This is a genomic window from Streptococcus sp. SN3, assembly GCF_030439905.1.
Map to the genome: position 1 here is coordinate 17,320 of NZ_JAQFJF010000009.1, position 18,330 is coordinate 35,649.

Sequence of the window (18,330 nt, forward strand, 5' to 3'; positions counted from 1 at the left end):
CTAGTCAAAATGCTACCTTTTATTGTACCATAAATCCAAAGAAATGAAGTCAAAGAAAATGGAAACACTGATAAAAAACACAGCTAAATCAATTAAAATTCTGCACAATATCAAAAAGCTCTGTTTACGCAGAGCTTCTTAATATTTTATTGGGCTTATTTTCCAAGATAGTATTCTTTTACAAGATTCAATTTATCATCAAATTCAAATACAAGCGGTGGGAAATTAGGAATTTCCACATTCATGATTTCATCATCTGATAATTGTTTGATATGTTTTACAAGAGCGCGGATTGAGTTACCATGCGCACCTACAAACACATTTTTACCATCTTTCAAAGCTGGAGCAATTTTATCTTCCCAGAATGGAAGAGCACGTTCCAAAGTAACTTTCAAGTTTTCCGCATCTGGAATCACTGAATCATCAAGGTTTGCATAGCGACGGTCAGTATGTGCTGAATATTGATCATCTTTTGCCATAGCTGGTGGCAATACATCATAAGAACGACGCCAAATATGAACTTGTTCGTCACCCCATTTTTCAGCTGCTTCAGCTTTATTTTGACCTGTCAAACCGCCATAATGACGTTCATTCAAGCGCCATGATTTTTCAACTGGTACCCAAAGTTGACCTGCTGCTTCAAGAGCAAGATTTGTTGTTTTGATAGCACGTGTCAAAACAGATGTGTAAGCTTGGTCAAACTCAATACCAGCTTCTTTAATCAATTTACCAGCATCAATCGCTTGTTGCGTCCCTTTTTCAGACAAATCAACATCAGCCCAACCAGTAAAGAGGTTAGCTTTATTCCATTCAGACTCACCGTGGCGAGCAAAAACTAATTTTACCATTAGATATCTCCTTTGATTTTTGAAAACTGTCTTACAGTCATTTTATATTTTACAAAATTTTTCATAAAAAATCTAGTAGCAATAGGAGAATATTTGATTTTTACTGTTTTCTTTATTCAAACAGTGTATCTATTTACTCAGCTATCTCCTAAACAATCAGCACAAATTCCATATATCAGCACTTTGGTTTTTGTGATCTTATAACCTGTCTGCTTTTCAGCTTCACGTCTCAGATCAGGTAGGTCCACATCTTCAAAGTCTGCAATTCGGCCACATTTTTCGCAGACAATATTCAGATGTTCATGCCCCATAAAATCAAAATAGGTCGTATTGTCATTCTTTATCTTGATTTCTTCCACAAAACCCTCTTCAATCAATACTTTCAGATTATTATAGACCGTTGCTAGACTCATGTTGGGAAAATCTGATCGCAACTCAGAATAAATCTTTTCAGCACTTGGATGTTCATGTGTCCGAATCATGTAAGCAATGACTGCCTTTCGAGTCTCTGTAATACGCACACCTTTCACTTTTAACCGTTGAATAACATTTTCATAATCACTTTGATCTGTGATTTCTAAATAAGGATGTAAACTCATTTCCTACTCACTCATAATCATTTTTCTTTATTATATCATGAAATTAAGAGAATACGTATTTAGAATGATTGTAAATAAATGCAAATGATCAGCTTTTGTCTCTCAAAACATAAGAAAAACCTATTGCACAACGCCGAAACGTTGATACAATAGGCTTTTTATCGTTGAATTATTTTACAGCGTCTTTTCAAGATGAATATTTTCCGTTAATTTTATATAGTAGGGATTCTTGTTATGTAAGGGGTTATAGATAGCAAACCTATTTAAATTTATTCAATAAGTCTGAGTAAGTTTTAGACTTATGCCCCAGTTTTGCCCCAACAGGGCTTTATGGATTCTTTGGGGCATAAAAATTAACCTGTGATTTCTTTTATCGCTATTATACCACTTTCCGGCCACGAAAAAAAGCCCTCTGGATTTTCCAAAGGACTCTACTTGTCTTATTTTATTCTATAGGTTGCGCCTGCATAGATTAGATCACCAGACAATCCATTGAGCACTTGAATATTTTCCACTGTCGTTCCATATTTAGCAGCCATGCCAGAGAGTGTATCACCCCATTGTGCTGTATGATAAGACGCACTTTGAGGGGCTGATTGTCCTTGTCCCGTCACTTTTAGGACTTGGCCAACGTAGATGTAGTTAGGGTTGCTAATGCCATTTAGAGCCGCTAACTGTTGGTAAGTCGTGCCATATTTAGCCGCAATCCCAGAAAGGGTATCACCCGGCTGTACCGTGTATGAGCCGGACTGCTGAACGGTTGGAGATGGTGCAGGTTGGCTATTAGTAGTAGAGATAATCTCTGCATTTCGCTTGTAAATCCAAGAGTTAATACCAGCTAATAGCACTTTATCGCCGCTTACCTCTGCTACTTGGTAAGACCGACCTTTGACCCATTCGGGGATCGCTTCGCCTGTCGCCCAGTTGGTAGCCGAGAAATTAACCTTGACTGTGTCACCAGCTTTAATATCGCTTTTCGGTGTGTTATCAGCTTTTTCGCCCTCTTTAATCGCTGGCGTTTGTGTTTTAGGTGTATTCTTACGACCATAACCGTTATCTGTGATACCAGTCAAATCCACGTTACCGTCAAGCCCACCTGCTACATACGTTGAAGTAAACTGAAAAATGGCGATTCCTGGGAGTGACGGGAAAAAGTTGTAGTTTGGTGATGGGGTCACGTTGTAATCTGGATAAGCTCCAATCCACAAAGAATTTGGAAATTCGGCCAAAATCCGATTATAATCAACGTGATCAAGTGTATAAGGTTTGTATGAGTAGTATACCGGCGTATAGCCTGCTTCCCTAATCATACGCATCCCATGTAAGATGGCGTTTGTATTTGCTTCTTTGCTAGCGCTCGCTCCGCTCTCATAATCCAGAGCTACGATCGAGCCTTTTGGTGTCTGTACCTGCGGCAAGAAGTTTTTAAGAACTTGTTCACCCAAAGCAGCATTGCCACCTACTTCATACCAAACGTAAGTGTGAGCACGTTTTCCTTGTGCAATAGCACTTGCTACTTGCGTTTCATACGTTGATTGGCCGTACATACCATATGCATTGATACCGCCAATTTGAATGATGGCAAATTTATCATGACCATAACCAAAAATACCATTCGTACCTTGATAAACAGACCAGTCCACGCCTTGATCTCCTACCGCTGCTTGTGCAGCAGTAGGAAGCATGAAACCAAGTACGATTGTAACAAGAGCTAAAAGCTGCTTAATTTTCTTTTTCTGTGTCATCCGCTGTGTCTCCTTTTTTATTTTTAAAAGCCAATTCGTAATAGCCGATAGCAGATAAGCCGGCAATTAGCCCGCCCCAGCCATAAGCTGCATAGTCCCCATGCACAATGGTTGCAGCGTATGCAATCCCTACAATAATCCCCAAACCGAGAGCTAACGTAGATACTTGTTTGCCGTTTAGATTGAATTGCGTCTTAACGACATTTACAATCGCTGAAATGATGGGGGCAATAATCCCCGCTGTGATTAAAATTTGTTGCATCTTATTTCTCCTTTTCAATTTTGCTTTCGAGCTTGTCGATTTGCTCGTCAAGGTAGTTTGTTCTTTCCTCTAAGCGATAAGTTCGCTCTACTACGCTATTATGCTTTTCCACTTTTTTCTCTAACTCCTGAATTCGGAAGGTGGTTATCTTAGCACTAGTGATAATCCCGCCAAATGTGCCAATTAGCGAAGCGCTAATCGTCACAACAGCATTTATAACATCAGGTGCCATAAACTACTCCTTTTTCTTTGTTGGATCATCCCAGATTGGTTCGCCCGCTTCGTCAAATTTCATAATGTAGAAATTCTTGTCAAACATATTTGTAAATTTAAAGGTTGTGATAGAATTGTTGTATCTATCAAACGCCCAAACAAGCGGTACTTCCACCAATTTACGTTTGCCGCCCACAACTGCGGGGCGTTTTTGCGTTTCTTTGTAAATGTAGTAATCTTCTACATCGTTTTTAAAACGGATAAACTCGCCGTTTTCGTCCATATATCTAAGAGCTGTCTGTAAATCAAACGGCTCTGTAATTGTGTCAACATTTAAAAGTTCTGTCATTTCTTTTCTCCTTTTATTCTTATATAAGTTTTCCATTTGGTATATTTCCGACAATTGGAAAATCATCAACAGTCGTATACGTGACGGTTCCTGTCCATACACGATTGCCTGACTTATTATTCGTGTAGTTGATTGTTCCGTCTGGTTCAAGATGGACAACACAAGTAGCATCGATTGTCGCATTGAAGTTACCAGTTAGTGTCAAATGTACTTGTGAGATTGGCTTGAAGCCGTCAGGAATCCTCTCATTTGCTCGTGCGTTTTCAACCACGCTTGCAATATTCTTGATGACCCTTGTTACAGAAATCGTCACAAGATTACCTATACGGACGAATGTCGCACCAATACCCCACATTAAGTTAGAAGTCGCTTGCAGTCTCACTTTTTGCAAAATAGCGTCAATGCTTAGCAATGAGTAAGAGTTTGAATAACCCAAACTCCAAGAACCCGTCCCACCCTGCATTTGGGTATTATTGACTTTTTGAAATTCCATTACTTCAGGAGAAATGCGCATTGTATAATTCAATTGATCTGCTGCATTGTAAGCATTCATCAGAAATCCATTTGGAAGCATCATGATTTCTTCTTTTGGAATGTGTGAACGCGCTCCTGCAGTATTATGATTTGTGATTTTTATATTCTCACCAATCTTAATTTCACCATAAGTTCCACTGGTTCGATATTCATTGATAATTTCGCCAGATTTGACTTTTCCAAGCTTAGCACTTAGCGCACTCAACTCCTTAACATTCAGCTTATCTGCTGTGATAGCCCCATTTACAATCATATCTGCTGTAACTTTAAGCAATTTAGCGATGATTTCGACCCATTCGGGATGTTGCGCAATCATACTAGCCAGTATTTGACCGTTGACTGTTTTTTCGGAGCTAGAGACCAAACCGTTCTCGTCGATTTTGAGTTGGTTCTTCTTGACGGTATTATTGCTTAGCTCCTGCACAGATTGTGTAATCTGGTTCGCTCGCTGGTCAAATGTGGTTTGCGAGACTTTGCTTCCGACCTCTTGTTTGACCGCTGCAAGCTGACCGTCCACGCCTTGCTTGTACTCGGCGAGCTTGGTGTCGGTGTCTTCCGGCGCTGGACTCCAGTCAGACGGTATGCTTCCAAGTTCGAGCTTAAATTTCATCTCGTCTTGATTCAGCGCTCGTTTGTCTAACGAAATCGCAATGTATTTCGCTGTATTAGGTGCTTTTAAAAGCTGCTTTCGATAGCCGTTAAACCAAATTGTGGAATAGCCATTTGCGGTCGATTTGTTTACATCATCAAAAAACTGAATCCCTATCCAATTCTTGTTAGAGATTGGTTTCAATTCCCAAACTTGCAAATAGTACTCTGTCCCTTGGAGTTTAATCAAATTTGAATAGATATAATTAGCATCTGATTTCAAACCGTTTTGATAATAACCATTTTTGTTAAAGTTTGAGTAAGCAAGCAGGTTATTTCCGCCAATCGACAACTCCTCAAACCGTCGATTCACTCCTTTAACATCTTCTGTATACTGGCTTTTGCCCACGTAATTTTCAGCTGTTTTAATTCGTTCAGCCGCAATCTGCTTAGCCGTCTCTTCTCTGCTGTATTTTTCCAGCTCCTCCTTGCGCTTACCATCGTTTGCCACATAAGACTTGACTGCGACCATGTCCGTTCTAAGACCTTCCGCAGTCTTTTCTAACGTGGTCTTAGCAACGGTGATTTGTTCCTCAACATCTTCAGGTGCCGGACTCCAATCGGTCTTAATCGTCCCTCGTTCGACCTTAACTTCCCATACTTTTTTCCGAGCGTCCTTATGATAGGTGTTGACTCGCAAGTGATAAGTTCCAGTCGGTTTGTTCCATATAAAAATCGTACCTGTCGTGCCAGTATTGCTATCGGACACAATCTGATAATTCGTAACCGTCTTATCCATCAACCAGAGCACTACATTATCGCTTTCTCGATTCCCGTTGTGATCGCCGCTAAAAACTCCATCGGTTTTAGCAGAAATCAGATATTTTTCACCCTTAACTAAATCAATCGAAGTGGATTGCACGTATAAAACATTGTTATCAAAATTAGATGGATTTATATCAGGCTTAAATTCTCCCTTTGAGCCTTTCAGTAAATTCTTCCCGCCGACAGAAATCTTACTAATCTCTTCTCGGATTCCATCTGCAGTCTGTTTGACCTCTGTTTTGCTGGCTTTGTCAGCCAGCTGGCCAGTAATCCGATCGAGGTTTTGCTCATTGGATTGTTCATAGGTTGTCTGTTGCGTGCGGATAGCGCCAACATCTTTTTTGACTTGCTCGATTTTAGCGGAGCTTTCTGATTTCTCCCTGAGTAAATCTGATTTGACAGCACTCAAATCTTTCTTAGCCAGCTCCATATCTTGTTTGAGTTGGTTAATCGGCGCAGGATCTGCGGGCTTTCCAGGGTCTCCCTTATCGCCTTTTTCTCCAGTAGCTCCTTTAGGCCCTCGTTCTCCTTGGTCTCCTTTTTCAATCAGACCTTTAGAGACCGTTTTAATTCTATTTTCGCCCAGAATTGCACTAACCGAAGCTACTATCCAGCTATCACTCTCTTTATCCGTATTAAATACCCTTATTTGGACGCTATCACCAGCTTTTAACCCTGCTGTGTTTTCGATGACAGACCAATCTCCAGTATAACCATCTGCGCTGTATTGATTGATAAATTTTTGCGCATATTTGTATTGGGTGGTAAACAGTCGTAGAGACTTTCCATCTTCTCCTTTTTCACCGTTTAAACCATTCTTCCCGTCATTGACATTGCTAAAAGTGACTTGCTCTCTAGCAACCTCTTTTCCATCAATCAAGGCAATAGCTGTCAACACTAGCTTGCTAGACATGCCAGCCGCCTTAACTTCAAAAGTTGGAGACGTGCCAAATCCTTGATTATCAACTAACCACTTCCACGTACACTCAACTGGTTTTTGACCTCTCTTCAAGGTCGGATAGATTGTTGATTGTCCTTGATTGTTTTTAAAAATAATCCCGTTGTTGGTCGCTAATTTAATAGCGTAGGGTGTTGCTTCAAGCGTTAGTTGTTCCACTCTTTGCAATAGCTCATTGGCAATCTGGCTCGACTTTCGGACATAGTTTGAGAGACTAGTCTTGACCTCACTCGTCTCTAACAAAGATTCTGTTTGCTCGTTAATCCGAGCTTGTACATAAAGTGGAGGGTCAAAGTGCCGTGCGTCAGCTAGCGTCTTTCTGTCGCCGATGTTGCCGTCAACCGCACCTTCCACTTCGTAATCTACTTTTAACTCACAGTGCTTTTTCAACTCAGATAGCATATAACCAAACAGAGCTTCTTTATTAGCATATTCAGTACCGCTATCCTCATTGACGATATACCCATCATTGGTCTTTCGAGCGATAGACGGGTATTTATCTCTTGCCTGTGGTGCGTAGAGCGTATCGCCGCTACTGTAAAAGAGCAAGTTTCCTTTGCCGTCATAGATTTTTTTATTTAACCCAGCTATCGTCAGACCGTCTTTACCAGTACGACGAATCCCAGTATAAAAGTCATCCATGTTGTCCGAGTAGTTGATAACTTTCAGCTTTTCACCCACTCTAACAGGCATCCCCGTCTTGTCTTTCCCAAGATTTCCCTCACGGTAGATATTAACCACATGACGTTTGAGTGAGTAATCATTATTTAGCTCTGTGACAAATTCCAGCTCTGCGCCAAAGCTATTAGCAACCGAATAGAGCCGCGCTAGAATTGTGTCTGTTCCGCTCCACTCTAACTTAATGGACTTGTCGGCTACTTCATTGATTCCAATCTCAAATGAGTGTTCAGGGTCATAGTAATCGATGTATTGCTTAATACTCATGGCATTGGCTGGTTTGTGCGGGCCACGCTTTTCTTTGTTCGCTTCCAAACTCAATGAGTAGGCTGTTAGCTCAATCTTATAGCCTGTTTTCTTGACACTGTTAATATTCAGCCAAAAATCCTTGTCCTTAAACCGAAAAGCTAGCTTTTGTCCGCTTTGAGCAACCATCTTTTTGGAGTGATAAGTCAGCACAAGGACACTACAAGCACCTTTCAAAAACTGAGTTAGGTTGGCAGAATTATATTTGATTCCGCTTTTATTATCAAAAAAACCGACATTGTGACTGTCGGTTGTATCACGGATGGCGATTCGTACATTTCTTTTTGTCAAATCCAAGCCTCCTCAATTTCAGCTCGTGCGCTCTCTACTTCCGCAAAGCTCGACACAAGCAATTGTACTTTTGTTTTACCAGGCGGAACTTTAAAATAGTCCGTTCCCAAAATCTCATCATCTGGAGCTAACAAATTATTGACATACAACCGCCCCTTTTCTTCTGGGTTTACTTCTCCTGTTGCATCAATAAAAAGTTCTGCTCCCGTCGGATAGCGATTAGGGACATCACGCCAGAATGGCACGTTTAATTTATAAATAGCAAAGTCATTTAGATAATGATGCGTTACTAACTGATTGATGGTTGAGTTCTGCCCTTTATACTGTCCGACAAAAAACTGAACTTTAGCAGCTTGCTTGTCCTTAATTTTGGACTCGAAGTAAGAATGATAACCACCATACCAGAAATAAGTGATTTTATCCCCTTCTTTTCGCAAATCAAACATATTTCGATTTTGGTCTTTACCTTCTAGACTATAAGGGTTGTCTCTCACCCAAAGACTAGGAGTGAACTCAATGGATTTTACAACTCGACTCCCACCGGCTCCATCTCCCATAAGAAAGATGACAAGTGCTTTATTGCGCGTTCGCTCGCTTTTTTCAATCGCCATACCAGCGATAAAATGATTGTCGCTGTCTACAACTGATAAGCACCATGCCCCCGTCTGACTAACATAGCCAGTCTCAAACCAAGCACGAGCCCAGATATACCAGTCTTTTGCTTGTTGAGAAAGTTTTAACTCTTTGACTGCTCCAAACCATGATCCGTTAGCTGTATTCGTGAAATTGACCGGAAGAACCCCTAATCGTCCACCAAGATTAGAATCTGCTGCCATTTTCGTAACAACTTTTTTATTTTGGTTTTCGTAAAAAATGGTTCCGTCCGTCCAATTATTAAAGTTACCTTTCCCATTTCCAGACAATAAGACATTCTTTTTTTCTTCAACTAGATCTGCTTCCTCAATCTTACCAAACTGCATAGCACCGTACTGACTGACAATACCAACATACCCTGATTCACGCTTCAATTTGATTCGATAATTTACCGGGATTTCTTCACTACCATTATTTACGATTTCTGCTTCTAACACACCTTGCGCATTCTTTTTAAATTCAAAATAGCGTGGATTCTTAGCGTGTGCCAATCCATCAGCAATCGAAAAATTGATTGTCCCTTTGCCGCTGAACTTGATTTCTTTAAAATCAAGATCGCTGCTCGGAATAGCGTAAAAAACACGATCAGGCAGATGACTGAAAGTCAGCTTTTTCGGCTCGTCCACATTGAGAGTCGTTTGCAATGCATCGTAATCTGCAACACTGTCATATTTTACATAAAACGGTACTGGAATCTTTTTCAGCTTCTTGCGAGTCTTGACAAATTCCGATCCATCAAGTATTGGATAGTCTTGGAAAGTTGGATCATAATCTGCACCACCAAAGGCGGTGAACCCATCTAAAACAGTAATCCATTTTGTTAATTCAACATCATTAAAATGTACTTTTATCATTAAGTCCACCCCAATCCATTCACAGCGTTCAGAATAGCCTGACGCTTTTCTTGTTCTTCTGATATTGGCTGTGCCAGAACTTGAGATACCTCTCTAGTATCTAATTGCTGTGACACGATAATTGGACGATTTATCAGCTTGGCAATCATATCCAGCATATCATCTTCTCTGCTGCGGTCTTTCGTAGTGTTTAACATCTGGTCGGATAATTTACTAGACGATAGAGCAACTTGCACTTCTTGATTCGCTAACGCTCCAAGCTCAGGCACAGTCAGCTCATTTCCGAAACTATCAGTAATCTCTCCAGCCATACCGCTAACAGTCGATTTAACGGATTTAAATTGATTTCGTAACCCGTCATTTAAACCATTCATGATTGCTTTACCGGCAGGTATCAAGAGTTTGCGGTCATATTCAATCGGCCCTTTATGGTCGCGAATCCAGCCTGCAATCCCACCGACAAAGTCAGTTACACCTTTCCAAGCAGATTTTAAACCACCAAGAAAACCATCAAGAATAGCTCGACCGGCATCCCAAAGATTAATGTTGCGCAAACCATTGAAAATATTAGCGATTCCTGATACTAAATTTGAAACACCCTGTTTCATGCTGTTCCATGCATTTTGTGCGCCTTGCACAATTCCATTAATAATGGCTTGTACAGAAGATTTCAGACCATTCCATGCACTGACAGCAGTGGATGAAATAGAATTCCATAAATTAGACAAGAAATTCATAAAGCCATTCCAAATGTTTTGAGTGCCCTGTACTAGTCCAGTTATCAGATTTGATATAGTAGTTTTTATCCACTCCCATGCTGCAGAAGCTGCATTTTTAATAAAATCCCAGATAGCAGATAAGATATTTGAAAAGTTCTCAAACACGGATTGACCATATCCAACAATTGCACTCACAACTCCCATAAAATAGGTTTTGATGCCTTCCCAAACCATACTTACAGCGTCTGAAATGCCTTGCCAAATCAATCCTAGATCTTCGCCAAGTTTCCCAAAATTGCCTGTAACAATATCAAGGACGATCAAAACAGCCCCTAATACAATGGATTTGATGAAATCCCATGCTCCTTGAAAAATCATCTTAACACCTTCCCACATCTGAGAAAGTCCATCTTTTATGCCGTTCCAAATATTTATAAATCCGTCAATGAACGGCTGAACAATTGTCATGATAGTCTGCGTTATTGCAGTCCATGCAGCACTAACGCCTGATGTGATACCAGACCAAAGATTCGAGAAGAACTCTACAATCCCATTCCATGCATTTTTAATCGTATCAACTACTGCATTCCATGTGTCAGTCACGCCATTCCAAAGGTTCTTCGCACCATCAGAAATACCAGACCAGATACCAACAAAGAAATCAGCAATCTCTTGCCAGGCGTTTTTTATCCAGCTAACAAACCCAGCCCAAATCTTTTGACCAATTTTTGTTTGAGTAAAGAACCAAACTAAACCTGCTACAACAGCAGCAATTGCAGCTGCTATAGCACCGATTGGATTTGCTACTATAGCAGCATTAAAAGCCAAAACCGCTCCTTTAGCCGTGCTGATAGCTGCCGTAAAACCAGAAATAATCGTTTTAATCGTAGTTATAGTTTTAAAGGCTAAAAATCCCGCTAATAGTCCTGCCATCGTTGACTTAAGCACAGCCATTGCTGTTTCATTACTTTTAAGCCAAGTTGTGAAATTCTTGATTGCCCCAGAAGCTGACTTGATAAAACCTGTCACAGATTCAAATGCAGAACCAATGGCATTTACACCTTGCTTACTCCCGGCTATACCTAACAAATCACTGACAAAGTTACTAACAATACCAGCTATATTCCCGATAGTAGAGCCAATATTTTCAAAGGTGACGCGGATGTTCTCGCCGATGTTGACAATGTTGGAAGCTGTCTTTTCATCAAGGCCAAGATAGCTTTTTAAAAAGTCCTTGTTGTCTGCCTTATCTCCGGAACCAAAGATCATATCAGACAGTGCATTAAGAACACCGCTGACATTAGTATAGATATCATAAATTTTATCAGTGATACTTTTAGCAATTCCATCACCAAAGATTGCAGCAATTCCCTCTTTCAAAACTGTACCGATGACATTCGGTAAGCCCCGCAGGATATTTCCAATCATCGGAATAAAGTTTTTAAATAGAAACGTTGATGTCGTCTCTGCCAGAGCTTTCAACGAAGGCATAATATCTTCACCAAGAGCCAATTTCCCCAGCACATTTTGAGCGGCAGCTTTCATGGCAGAAAATGATCCACTAAAAGTAGATGCTGCCTCTTTAGCAGTCGTCCCCGTAATATCTAGCTTCCCTTGGATAGCATGAATAGCTTGATAAACATCGGATAAGTTGTTGATGTCATATTTGACACCCGTCAATTTTTCAGCGTCCGCAAGCAGCCGCTCCATCTCGGTTTTCGTACCACCATACCCCAACTTGAGATTGTCTAACATGGTATAGTTTTGCTTAGCAAATCCTTGATAGGCATCTTGAATACGATCCATAGATGTACCCATTTTGTTGGCATTATCAGACATATCAACCATGGCCATATTAGCCACATCTGCAGCTTTTTCGGTATCTCCACCCAAAGACTGCAAGAGACTAGCAGAGAAGCCAGTTACATTTTCCATGTAAGCATTAGCGGACAGTCCGGTAGTGCGATAAGCCTCATTTGCATAGGCTTTGACCTTATCAGCCGAACCCTTGAAGAGAGTTTCGATTCCTCCAAGTGATTGTTGAAGAGCTGCCCCCTCTGACAGAGCTGCAGTAAAAGCTTTACCGATGCCAGCTGCGGCAATAACACCCGTTACGGCCTTTACAAGAGTAGATCCAAGGGTTGACCCAGCGCTTTTACCTGCTGCACTAGCTTCCGGTGAAATAGCGTTTTGAATCGCTCCACTAATACCTTTAGCGGATGGCATAATCTGCACATAAGCTTGTCCTAATTCTGTTGCCACTAGTTCTCACCTCCAGTCTTGTCTAAAATTTTTGCTCTCGCTTTTTCAAATTCCTCGCCAGAAATAAAGACCATTTCATTGCTTTCTTTTTCTACTGCGGTCAATTTCTCTGTAATAGAAACAGGTCTATTATTCCCTTTTTGCCCATCTTTCGTTTTAAACCATGTAAGCAAAGAGAGCCTGTCTAGAATGCTGGCTTGTAGAAGAGTATCAAATGACACTCTTTGTCCAGACATCACTAACTTAATACGAGAATCTTCTCTGAGACCATAAGAAAAAACAGCTACCTGATAAGCAGGCAACTGTCTATAATCGTATATACGATACACCTCAGCAAGGTCACAAATCAATGCGTCTTCATCTGCTTGTATCATTTTGGCGAGGAGGACAATTTTTTTACCTTGTTTTGAGCTTCGAAGATTTCTTTAATAGCTTCTCCCATTTTGTCCATTGGCACAAGACCTTTTTCATCACGCACATGCTCTTTCAAAGCATCTGCTTGATCGCCTAGTAAAAGTTTTAGCAATTTAGGCAACACAAGAGGATTCGTATCCACTTCTGCGATTGCTTCTACTAGTTCATAGTTGCTTAGACGTTCACTTGAAATTTCAAACGAAAAACCTGATGTAGTCGTACCTTTAATTGATTTTAGCATCTATTAAGCTCCTTTAATATATTCATAGTGCGTATTCCCTTCTTTATCAGGAAACGCAGTAACAGTTGTCTCATAACCTACCGTTTCACCGTCTTTGTAGGCTACTTCCCCGATTTCGGTCACTTTTCCTTGCGGAATAACAATCCGTTTGAGTACACCACCTTTAAGGATAACCTCCACAACAAGACAGTGGTCTTTTAATTCAGTAGAATTTGCTTTGACAGTGATACCTGTTGCTAGTTCTCCCGTTACGTTAGTATCTCCATAAATTTCTTTAAGCACCGCTAAGTTTAGCGCTTCAATTAGTGTAAAACCAAACGTATCCTTTTTCTCAGTTTGAGAAGAGTTTACCACATCGCCACCCCAGGCCTTAATATCTTCCGATTCTGGGCTATTCGTGTTAGTAAGTCCGTCCTCTGAGATGTAGCCCAATGATTTAAACGCTGTATTAAGAGCTGTAGTTGCATCTGTTGGAAGTTCAGTACCCAATGGCGCAGAGTAAATTGCCCCACCAACCTTTGGTTTTGCGGTTGTTACATGTGATGAATTTGACATTTTATTCTCCTTTTCAATTTTAATAATGGTTAATATCAAATACTGCTTGATACCGGTAAGATTTTGTTTCGGTATCAGTATAGTTATAATCGCTATTTAACGAGATGCCACTAATATCATCTAGTTCTATCAAGCCTTCAACAACATCTTTGACTTCTTCGTTTAATAGCGCGGCATCGTGCATAGACTTAGCGTAACTCTGAAAAGCAAAAGTTGACGACTTCAACTGATTTCTCTTGCTACTGCCTGTTTTTTCTATCACGACATATTTATCAGGCATTTTCGCCTGATGTTCAAAAAAAGACGGCACAGTTAAATGACCGTCAAAGTATTTCTTGATGATAACTTCAATCATTTAACGCACCGCCTTTAAAAGTGTATTGTTTTTGAGATTATCTTTCTTAGCTTTGCGAGTTTTAGCACTCACCATTGCATTTGCACGATTGCGTCCAATATGGATGTCCTGCTCGTATCCATCACCACACCGATTTTTGATATTGCTAGCATGTTTGTTCAAAACAGTTTGCATAGCTTCTGATTTCATAAGATCAGCTACACCCGCACGATTTAGCTTAAATTTCATACCGCTCTACCGTCACTTTCTTGTTCCAGTCAAGTGGGATTAAATCTTCAATTCCCTCAAGTGGAAGACCAAATACCTGCCAACGTTTTCCAAAAAAACGTACCTCTTTGTTCTCCCAATCATGAGTATCACCTTTCGGAATAGCTAACGTATAGGCTGCCTTTCGACCGGTTAAATTAAGCTGTGTCGTGATATCGTCTGACGTAGTTGGACTGACTAACACATTTTCAACTTCGATTTCTTTATCTTCAAAGATTGAGTGACCGAAATCATCCTGACCCGTCTTGACCTTATCGATTAAGGTCACGGTAATTCCTTTAATCTGTGCCATAAATATCAATCACCCCAAATCTTTGTTTTTTCAAACCAAGTCGTTTTAGCTCTGAATCTTTGATAAACAGACCACCGCCCGGCACAAGATAAGAGCCACTCCAAGTGTATCCCAGAGCACTCTCAGAAACTTGTGTCATTGGCTCTTGATTTGTCGAAGTCATCAACGTTCTAGCTACAACATCCACTACTACAGACTTAACAACATAGGCATACGATTCATTGGCTACAAACAATTTGTCTAAGTCTTTACCAACCTTTTCAGCTTCAACACGCAACGAAGCAGAGACAACTTTCAACAGTGCCTCAGCTCGTTTTTGTTCATCAAGCTTTAAAGGTCGCCACAATTCCTGCAGCTCATCTACTGTTGCAAAGTTCTTCATATCTTTTACCCTTCGTGTTGTTCTAATAAGGCAATCAAGTCTGATTTCACTGCTTTGCTATCGTATTCAATTCCAAGTTCATCAAGTTTAGACTTGATTTCAGGAACAGTCAACTTATAGCTCTCTTTAAGCTCCGAAGCGGGGACCCAATCCCCGCCAAGTTCGCAGTCTGTTTCAATACTTACAAGAGTTTCTTTATTGATATATTCCATATTAAGCCTCCACACGAGCAAATGCTTGCTCATCAAGAATTCCCCAACCAGCATATACTTCTGTCCGCAGGCATACTTCGCGATAACGTTTTAAGTCTCGACCTGCCCCGTCAGGGTCGCCGTATTCAATAATTTCAAGCGGAATATTTTCTGCATATCCCCACTTCACCGCATTTTCAAAATCTCCCGCGATAACATGGTCTTTTTTAGCTGTACTTGCAACAGTTGTCAATGTTTTATTAACATCAGACTTCATTCCGTAAAATGAATCTGGATTTTGGCCAAAGCGGTATTCAGGATATTGAACTACTCCGTTTACTTTAATTTTACCAAGTGCCGCTCCTGCTGCCGGAGATAACGCAATTCCGTTCACTTCACAATCATTTGCTGTAATAGTCGCAACAGCAGCATCAATATTTTCATCAATTTTATCCGCTTCAAAAGTTACTACATTTCCTGTAATTAAGCCATCAAACGAGTTGGTCGATTTAAAAGAAGCATCTGTCATCGATTTGGGTTCTAAACCATGGAAAGAAGCAATATCAATTGCTTGTGCCACTTTCTTAGCCAAACCATCAATAAATGATTTAAGATATGATAATTGTTTTTCTTCTGAACAATGTACAAATTCTTCCGAAACCCGTGCTTGATAAGTAATTAAAACTGGTTTGATCACTTTTGGTTTCATAGTTGCATTTCCAGCACTTGAAGGATTTCCTTCACCTACAATTTCAGCGTTTCCTTCAAGGTTGAATACAAATGTTTCTGTACCAGTAAATGGAATAGGTTCTTGTGTGGTAAGTTTTGCAAGGGTTGAATGCCCTTTTACTTTACTAAAAATATCTTGTACTGTTTCTACAGGGAACAAATCCCCTGATTGCAATGTTGCCATAAATTATTCTCCTCTCATATTTCGCAGCATTCCTCTCAATGCTGCATCTTCATCATTTTCTGAGCCGACATTCGGCTCATTTGATTTTGGCGGTGCCTTTGGTTCAGCCGGCTTCACGAAACTGGCCAAACGCTCTGCGTCAGCTTTCAGGCTCTCCTCATCGTTTCCTTGCAGTCTATCAGCAAGGTCAATTGGCAGACCATTTTGCAAAGCAATCCGCGTCCGCAAAGCTGCTGTCTCATAACCAGTCACTTTTTCCTGCAAATCTGCAATCTGCTTGTCTGTATCTGCTTTTGATTGATTCGATGCTTCAAGTGTTGACTTCAAGCTACCGTTTTCTTTTTCCAATTCCGTCACACGAGACTTGATTTGGTCATAATCTGCGTATTTCTCTTTTTCACGAGCCAGACGCGCCTTAATCGCCGCATCAAATTCTTCTTGTGTAGTAATTGCTATAAATTCTGACATATAAAATATCCTTTCTCCGCATTTCCCGTGCGTTCGGTAATTTTGAGCATTAAAAAAAGCGTCAGTGCGCCTTTTTTAATAACTGATTCTTTGCTTTTTCCTAGGTTTTGTTGTGTAACAAAGCCAGTGCGCAAGCAGAGCGCTATCCATTAGACTGATATCCCTATCATCATATAGCGATTTATAGCCAAAACCGCCATTAGAACCTATATTGCGTTTATCACAGTTAGTCACGACTTCTGTCAAAGAGGGTTGGTCATTATGGCAGAGAGTTTGTTGAACTATTGCCTGTTCCCATAATGAGTTGGCCGTAATAACTTCTTTTACCGCAGGTAAAATAGGTTTTTTTAGTCCACTCTCCGTCATCTCGTTGGCCAAAAGTTCCTGACCGCTGGCGCCATCAACAACAACTTTTTCAACATCCGCTGATTGCAAGAAATTGATAATCCAATGCGTGCCGCTTCTAACTGACACACAATCAATGTTCTCTATGAATATCCTGCTATCTGCAGTACGTACTGCGATTGCCATAGCGACATTAACGCCATTCTGACCAAACTTGATACCAACAAATAACTTGCCTTTTAATCTTGGCATTGTGTTCACCTTCAATTCAGACCACTCTTTTTTAGAGATAACCGATTTTTGGTTAAATGTAGGCCAATAACCCAAACGCTGGATATTGTGATCAAGCTCATCTTCCCCAAGCTCTGCTTTAATTTTTCGCTCGTTGAGATGATAACCCATAGATGGATTTGTCAGGTACCAAGCTTCCACATCATTTATATCGTGGATACCCTCAACAGCCCATTCAGCCCATCCTGAGTACTCGCTTTTCCCTGCTAAAACCTTATCACGGAAACTTTGGAAGACAGTTCCTTTAGAAACCATGGTTGGAGGCGTCCCGCACATGATGGTTATTGGATTCTTACTATCCGTCACCGTGTACTTTAGAGCCGATTCTTGCTCCGTTGTGTACTCCTGTGCTTCGTCAATAATCAGCAAGTCAAAACCTTCACCGAGACCACCGCCTGATGTCCTTGTTCGGAATTGGATTACTGCACCAGTGGCCTTGAACTCAATGCGTTCCTGCCCTTTAGCTTTGTTTGAAGTAAAATCTTCACCATTAACATAGCCCATATCCTCAAGTATCTTCTTCAATTTTTCAAAAGAAGAGTGCGATGTACTGATTAAGTGCGCAGTATGCAAGATTTTTAAGCCTTTATGCAGTCCCCAAAGTTCGAGCAAATAGACATCTTCTGTCTTACCATTCCGCCGCGGGATAGCATAGCCAAACTTTTGATGTACCCACAATCCGTCTTCTCTAATCCCCATGATAGATTCAAGAAGATTGACCTGCCAGGGATAACAATCACGACCAGACTTCCAATATAGCTCTATAGCTTCTTGTGCCAAGCTATCAGTGTAATGTAAAGTTACCGATTGAGTAGGATTTTGATTGCCAAATCTAATCTTAGTTTTAGTAACCATAACATTTCCTTTCAATCGTCATTGCATGATAACCCTATCGCTGGGAGATAGTAGATCACCTCCTAAACTAGTTGTC

20 protein-coding genes are annotated in these 18,330 nt (G+C 40.6%); all 20 read right to left on the reverse strand.

Annotated elements, in window-relative coordinates; genetic code table 11:
* Window positions 1–155: 155 nt before the first annotated feature.
* On the reverse strand, window positions 156–848 hold the full coding sequence (locus tag PCY71_RS12795) for a phosphoglycerate mutase (protein ID WP_003036126.1): 693 nt from the start codon (window positions 846–848) through the stop codon (window positions 156–158).
* Between the two features lie 137 nt (window positions 849–985).
* A complete protein-coding gene (locus PCY71_RS12800; protein ID WP_301412711.1) occupies window positions 986–1,447 on the reverse strand; it encodes a Fur family transcriptional regulator in 462 nt (153 codons plus the stop codon).
* 440 nt (window positions 1,448–1,887) lie between these two features.
* On the reverse strand, window positions 1,888–3,192 hold the full coding sequence (locus tag PCY71_RS12805) for a LysM peptidoglycan-binding domain-containing protein (protein ID WP_301412712.1): 1,305 nt from the start codon (window positions 3,190–3,192) through the stop codon (window positions 1,888–1,890).
* On the reverse strand, window positions 3,170–3,454 hold the full coding sequence (locus PCY71_RS12810) for a hypothetical protein (protein ID WP_301412713.1): 285 nt from the start codon (window positions 3,452–3,454) through the stop codon (window positions 3,170–3,172). Before PCY71_RS12810 ends, PCY71_RS12805 begins: the two co-directional genes overlap by 23 nt.
* A gap of 1 nt (window position 3,455) precedes the next feature.
* The gene (locus PCY71_RS12815; protein WP_022524853.1) at window positions 3,456–3,686 is read right to left on the reverse strand and encodes a hypothetical protein; all 231 of its coding nucleotides are present in this window, start codon (window positions 3,684–3,686) and stop codon (window positions 3,456–3,458) included.
* Between the two features lie 3 nt (window positions 3,687–3,689).
* Window positions 3,690–4,016: a hypothetical protein gene (locus tag PCY71_RS12820; RefSeq protein WP_301412714.1), complete on the reverse strand. Its 327-nt coding sequence runs from the start codon at window positions 4,014–4,016 to the stop codon at window positions 3,690–3,692.
* 19 nt (window positions 4,017–4,035) lie between these two features.
* A complete protein-coding gene (locus PCY71_RS12825) occupies window positions 4,036–8,196 on the reverse strand; it encodes a hypothetical protein (RefSeq protein WP_301412715.1) in 4,161 nt (1,386 codons plus the stop codon).
* Complete coding sequence (locus PCY71_RS12830) at window positions 8,193–9,704, reverse strand: distal tail protein Dit (RefSeq protein WP_301412716.1); 1,512 nt, start codon at window positions 9,702–9,704, stop codon at window positions 8,193–8,195. The genes PCY71_RS12825 and PCY71_RS12830 overlap by 4 nt, the downstream gene beginning before the upstream one ends.
* Window positions 9,704–12,685, reverse strand: a complete 2,982-nt coding sequence (locus tag PCY71_RS12835; protein ID WP_301412717.1) for a PblA — start codon at window positions 12,683–12,685, stop codon at window positions 9,704–9,706. The genes PCY71_RS12830 and PCY71_RS12835 overlap by 1 nt, the downstream gene beginning before the upstream one ends.
* Window positions 12,685–13,059 (reverse strand): DUF5361 domain-containing protein, encoded by a 375-nt coding sequence (locus PCY71_RS12840; protein WP_264350656.1) that lies wholly within the window; start codon window positions 13,057–13,059, stop codon window positions 12,685–12,687. Before PCY71_RS12840 ends, PCY71_RS12835 begins: the two co-directional genes overlap by 1 nt.
* A complete protein-coding gene (locus PCY71_RS12845) occupies window positions 13,056–13,340 on the reverse strand; it encodes a hypothetical protein (RefSeq protein ID WP_301412718.1) in 285 nt (94 codons plus the stop codon). Before PCY71_RS12845 ends, PCY71_RS12840 begins: the two co-directional genes overlap by 4 nt.
* Window positions 13,341–13,343: 3 nt before the next feature.
* Window positions 13,344–13,895, reverse strand: coding sequence for a phage tail protein (locus PCY71_RS12850; RefSeq protein WP_301412719.1), 552 nt, complete (start codon window positions 13,893–13,895; stop codon window positions 13,344–13,346).
* A 19-nt stretch (window positions 13,896–13,914) separates the two neighbouring features.
* The gene (locus PCY71_RS12855; RefSeq protein ID WP_144210060.1) at window positions 13,915–14,250 is read right to left on the reverse strand and encodes a hypothetical protein; all 336 of its coding nucleotides are present in this window, start codon (window positions 14,248–14,250) and stop codon (window positions 13,915–13,917) included.
* The gene (locus tag PCY71_RS12860; protein ID WP_301412720.1) at window positions 14,251–14,478 is read right to left on the reverse strand and encodes a hypothetical protein; all 228 of its coding nucleotides are present in this window, start codon (window positions 14,476–14,478) and stop codon (window positions 14,251–14,253) included.
* On the reverse strand, window positions 14,468–14,809 hold the full coding sequence (locus PCY71_RS12865) for a hypothetical protein (protein WP_301412721.1): 342 nt from the start codon (window positions 14,807–14,809) through the stop codon (window positions 14,468–14,470). Before PCY71_RS12865 ends, PCY71_RS12860 begins: the two co-directional genes overlap by 11 nt.
* A complete protein-coding gene (locus PCY71_RS12870; protein ID WP_301412722.1) occupies window positions 14,796–15,191 on the reverse strand; it encodes a phage Gp19/Gp15/Gp42 family protein in 396 nt (131 codons plus the stop codon). The genes PCY71_RS12865 and PCY71_RS12870 overlap by 14 nt, the downstream gene beginning before the upstream one ends.
* 5 nt (window positions 15,192–15,196) lie before the next feature.
* Window positions 15,197–15,403 (reverse strand): HeH/LEM domain-containing protein, encoded by a 207-nt coding sequence (locus tag PCY71_RS12875; protein ID WP_106382470.1) that lies wholly within the window; start codon window positions 15,401–15,403, stop codon window positions 15,197–15,199.
* A 1-nt stretch (window position 15,404) separates the two neighbouring features.
* A complete protein-coding gene (locus tag PCY71_RS12880) occupies window positions 15,405–16,295 on the reverse strand; it encodes a phage major capsid protein (RefSeq protein WP_301412723.1) in 891 nt (296 codons plus the stop codon).
* 3 nt (window positions 16,296–16,298) lie between these two features.
* Entirely contained in the window at window positions 16,299–16,763 is a 465-nt protein-coding gene (locus tag PCY71_RS12885; protein WP_106382468.1) for a DUF4355 domain-containing protein, read from the reverse strand.
* A 75-nt stretch (window positions 16,764–16,838) separates the two neighbouring features.
* Entirely contained in the window at window positions 16,839–18,254 is a 1,416-nt protein-coding gene (locus PCY71_RS12890; RefSeq protein WP_301412724.1) for a DEAD/DEAH box helicase family protein, read from the reverse strand.
* Between the last annotated feature and the right edge of the window lie 76 nt (window positions 18,255–18,330).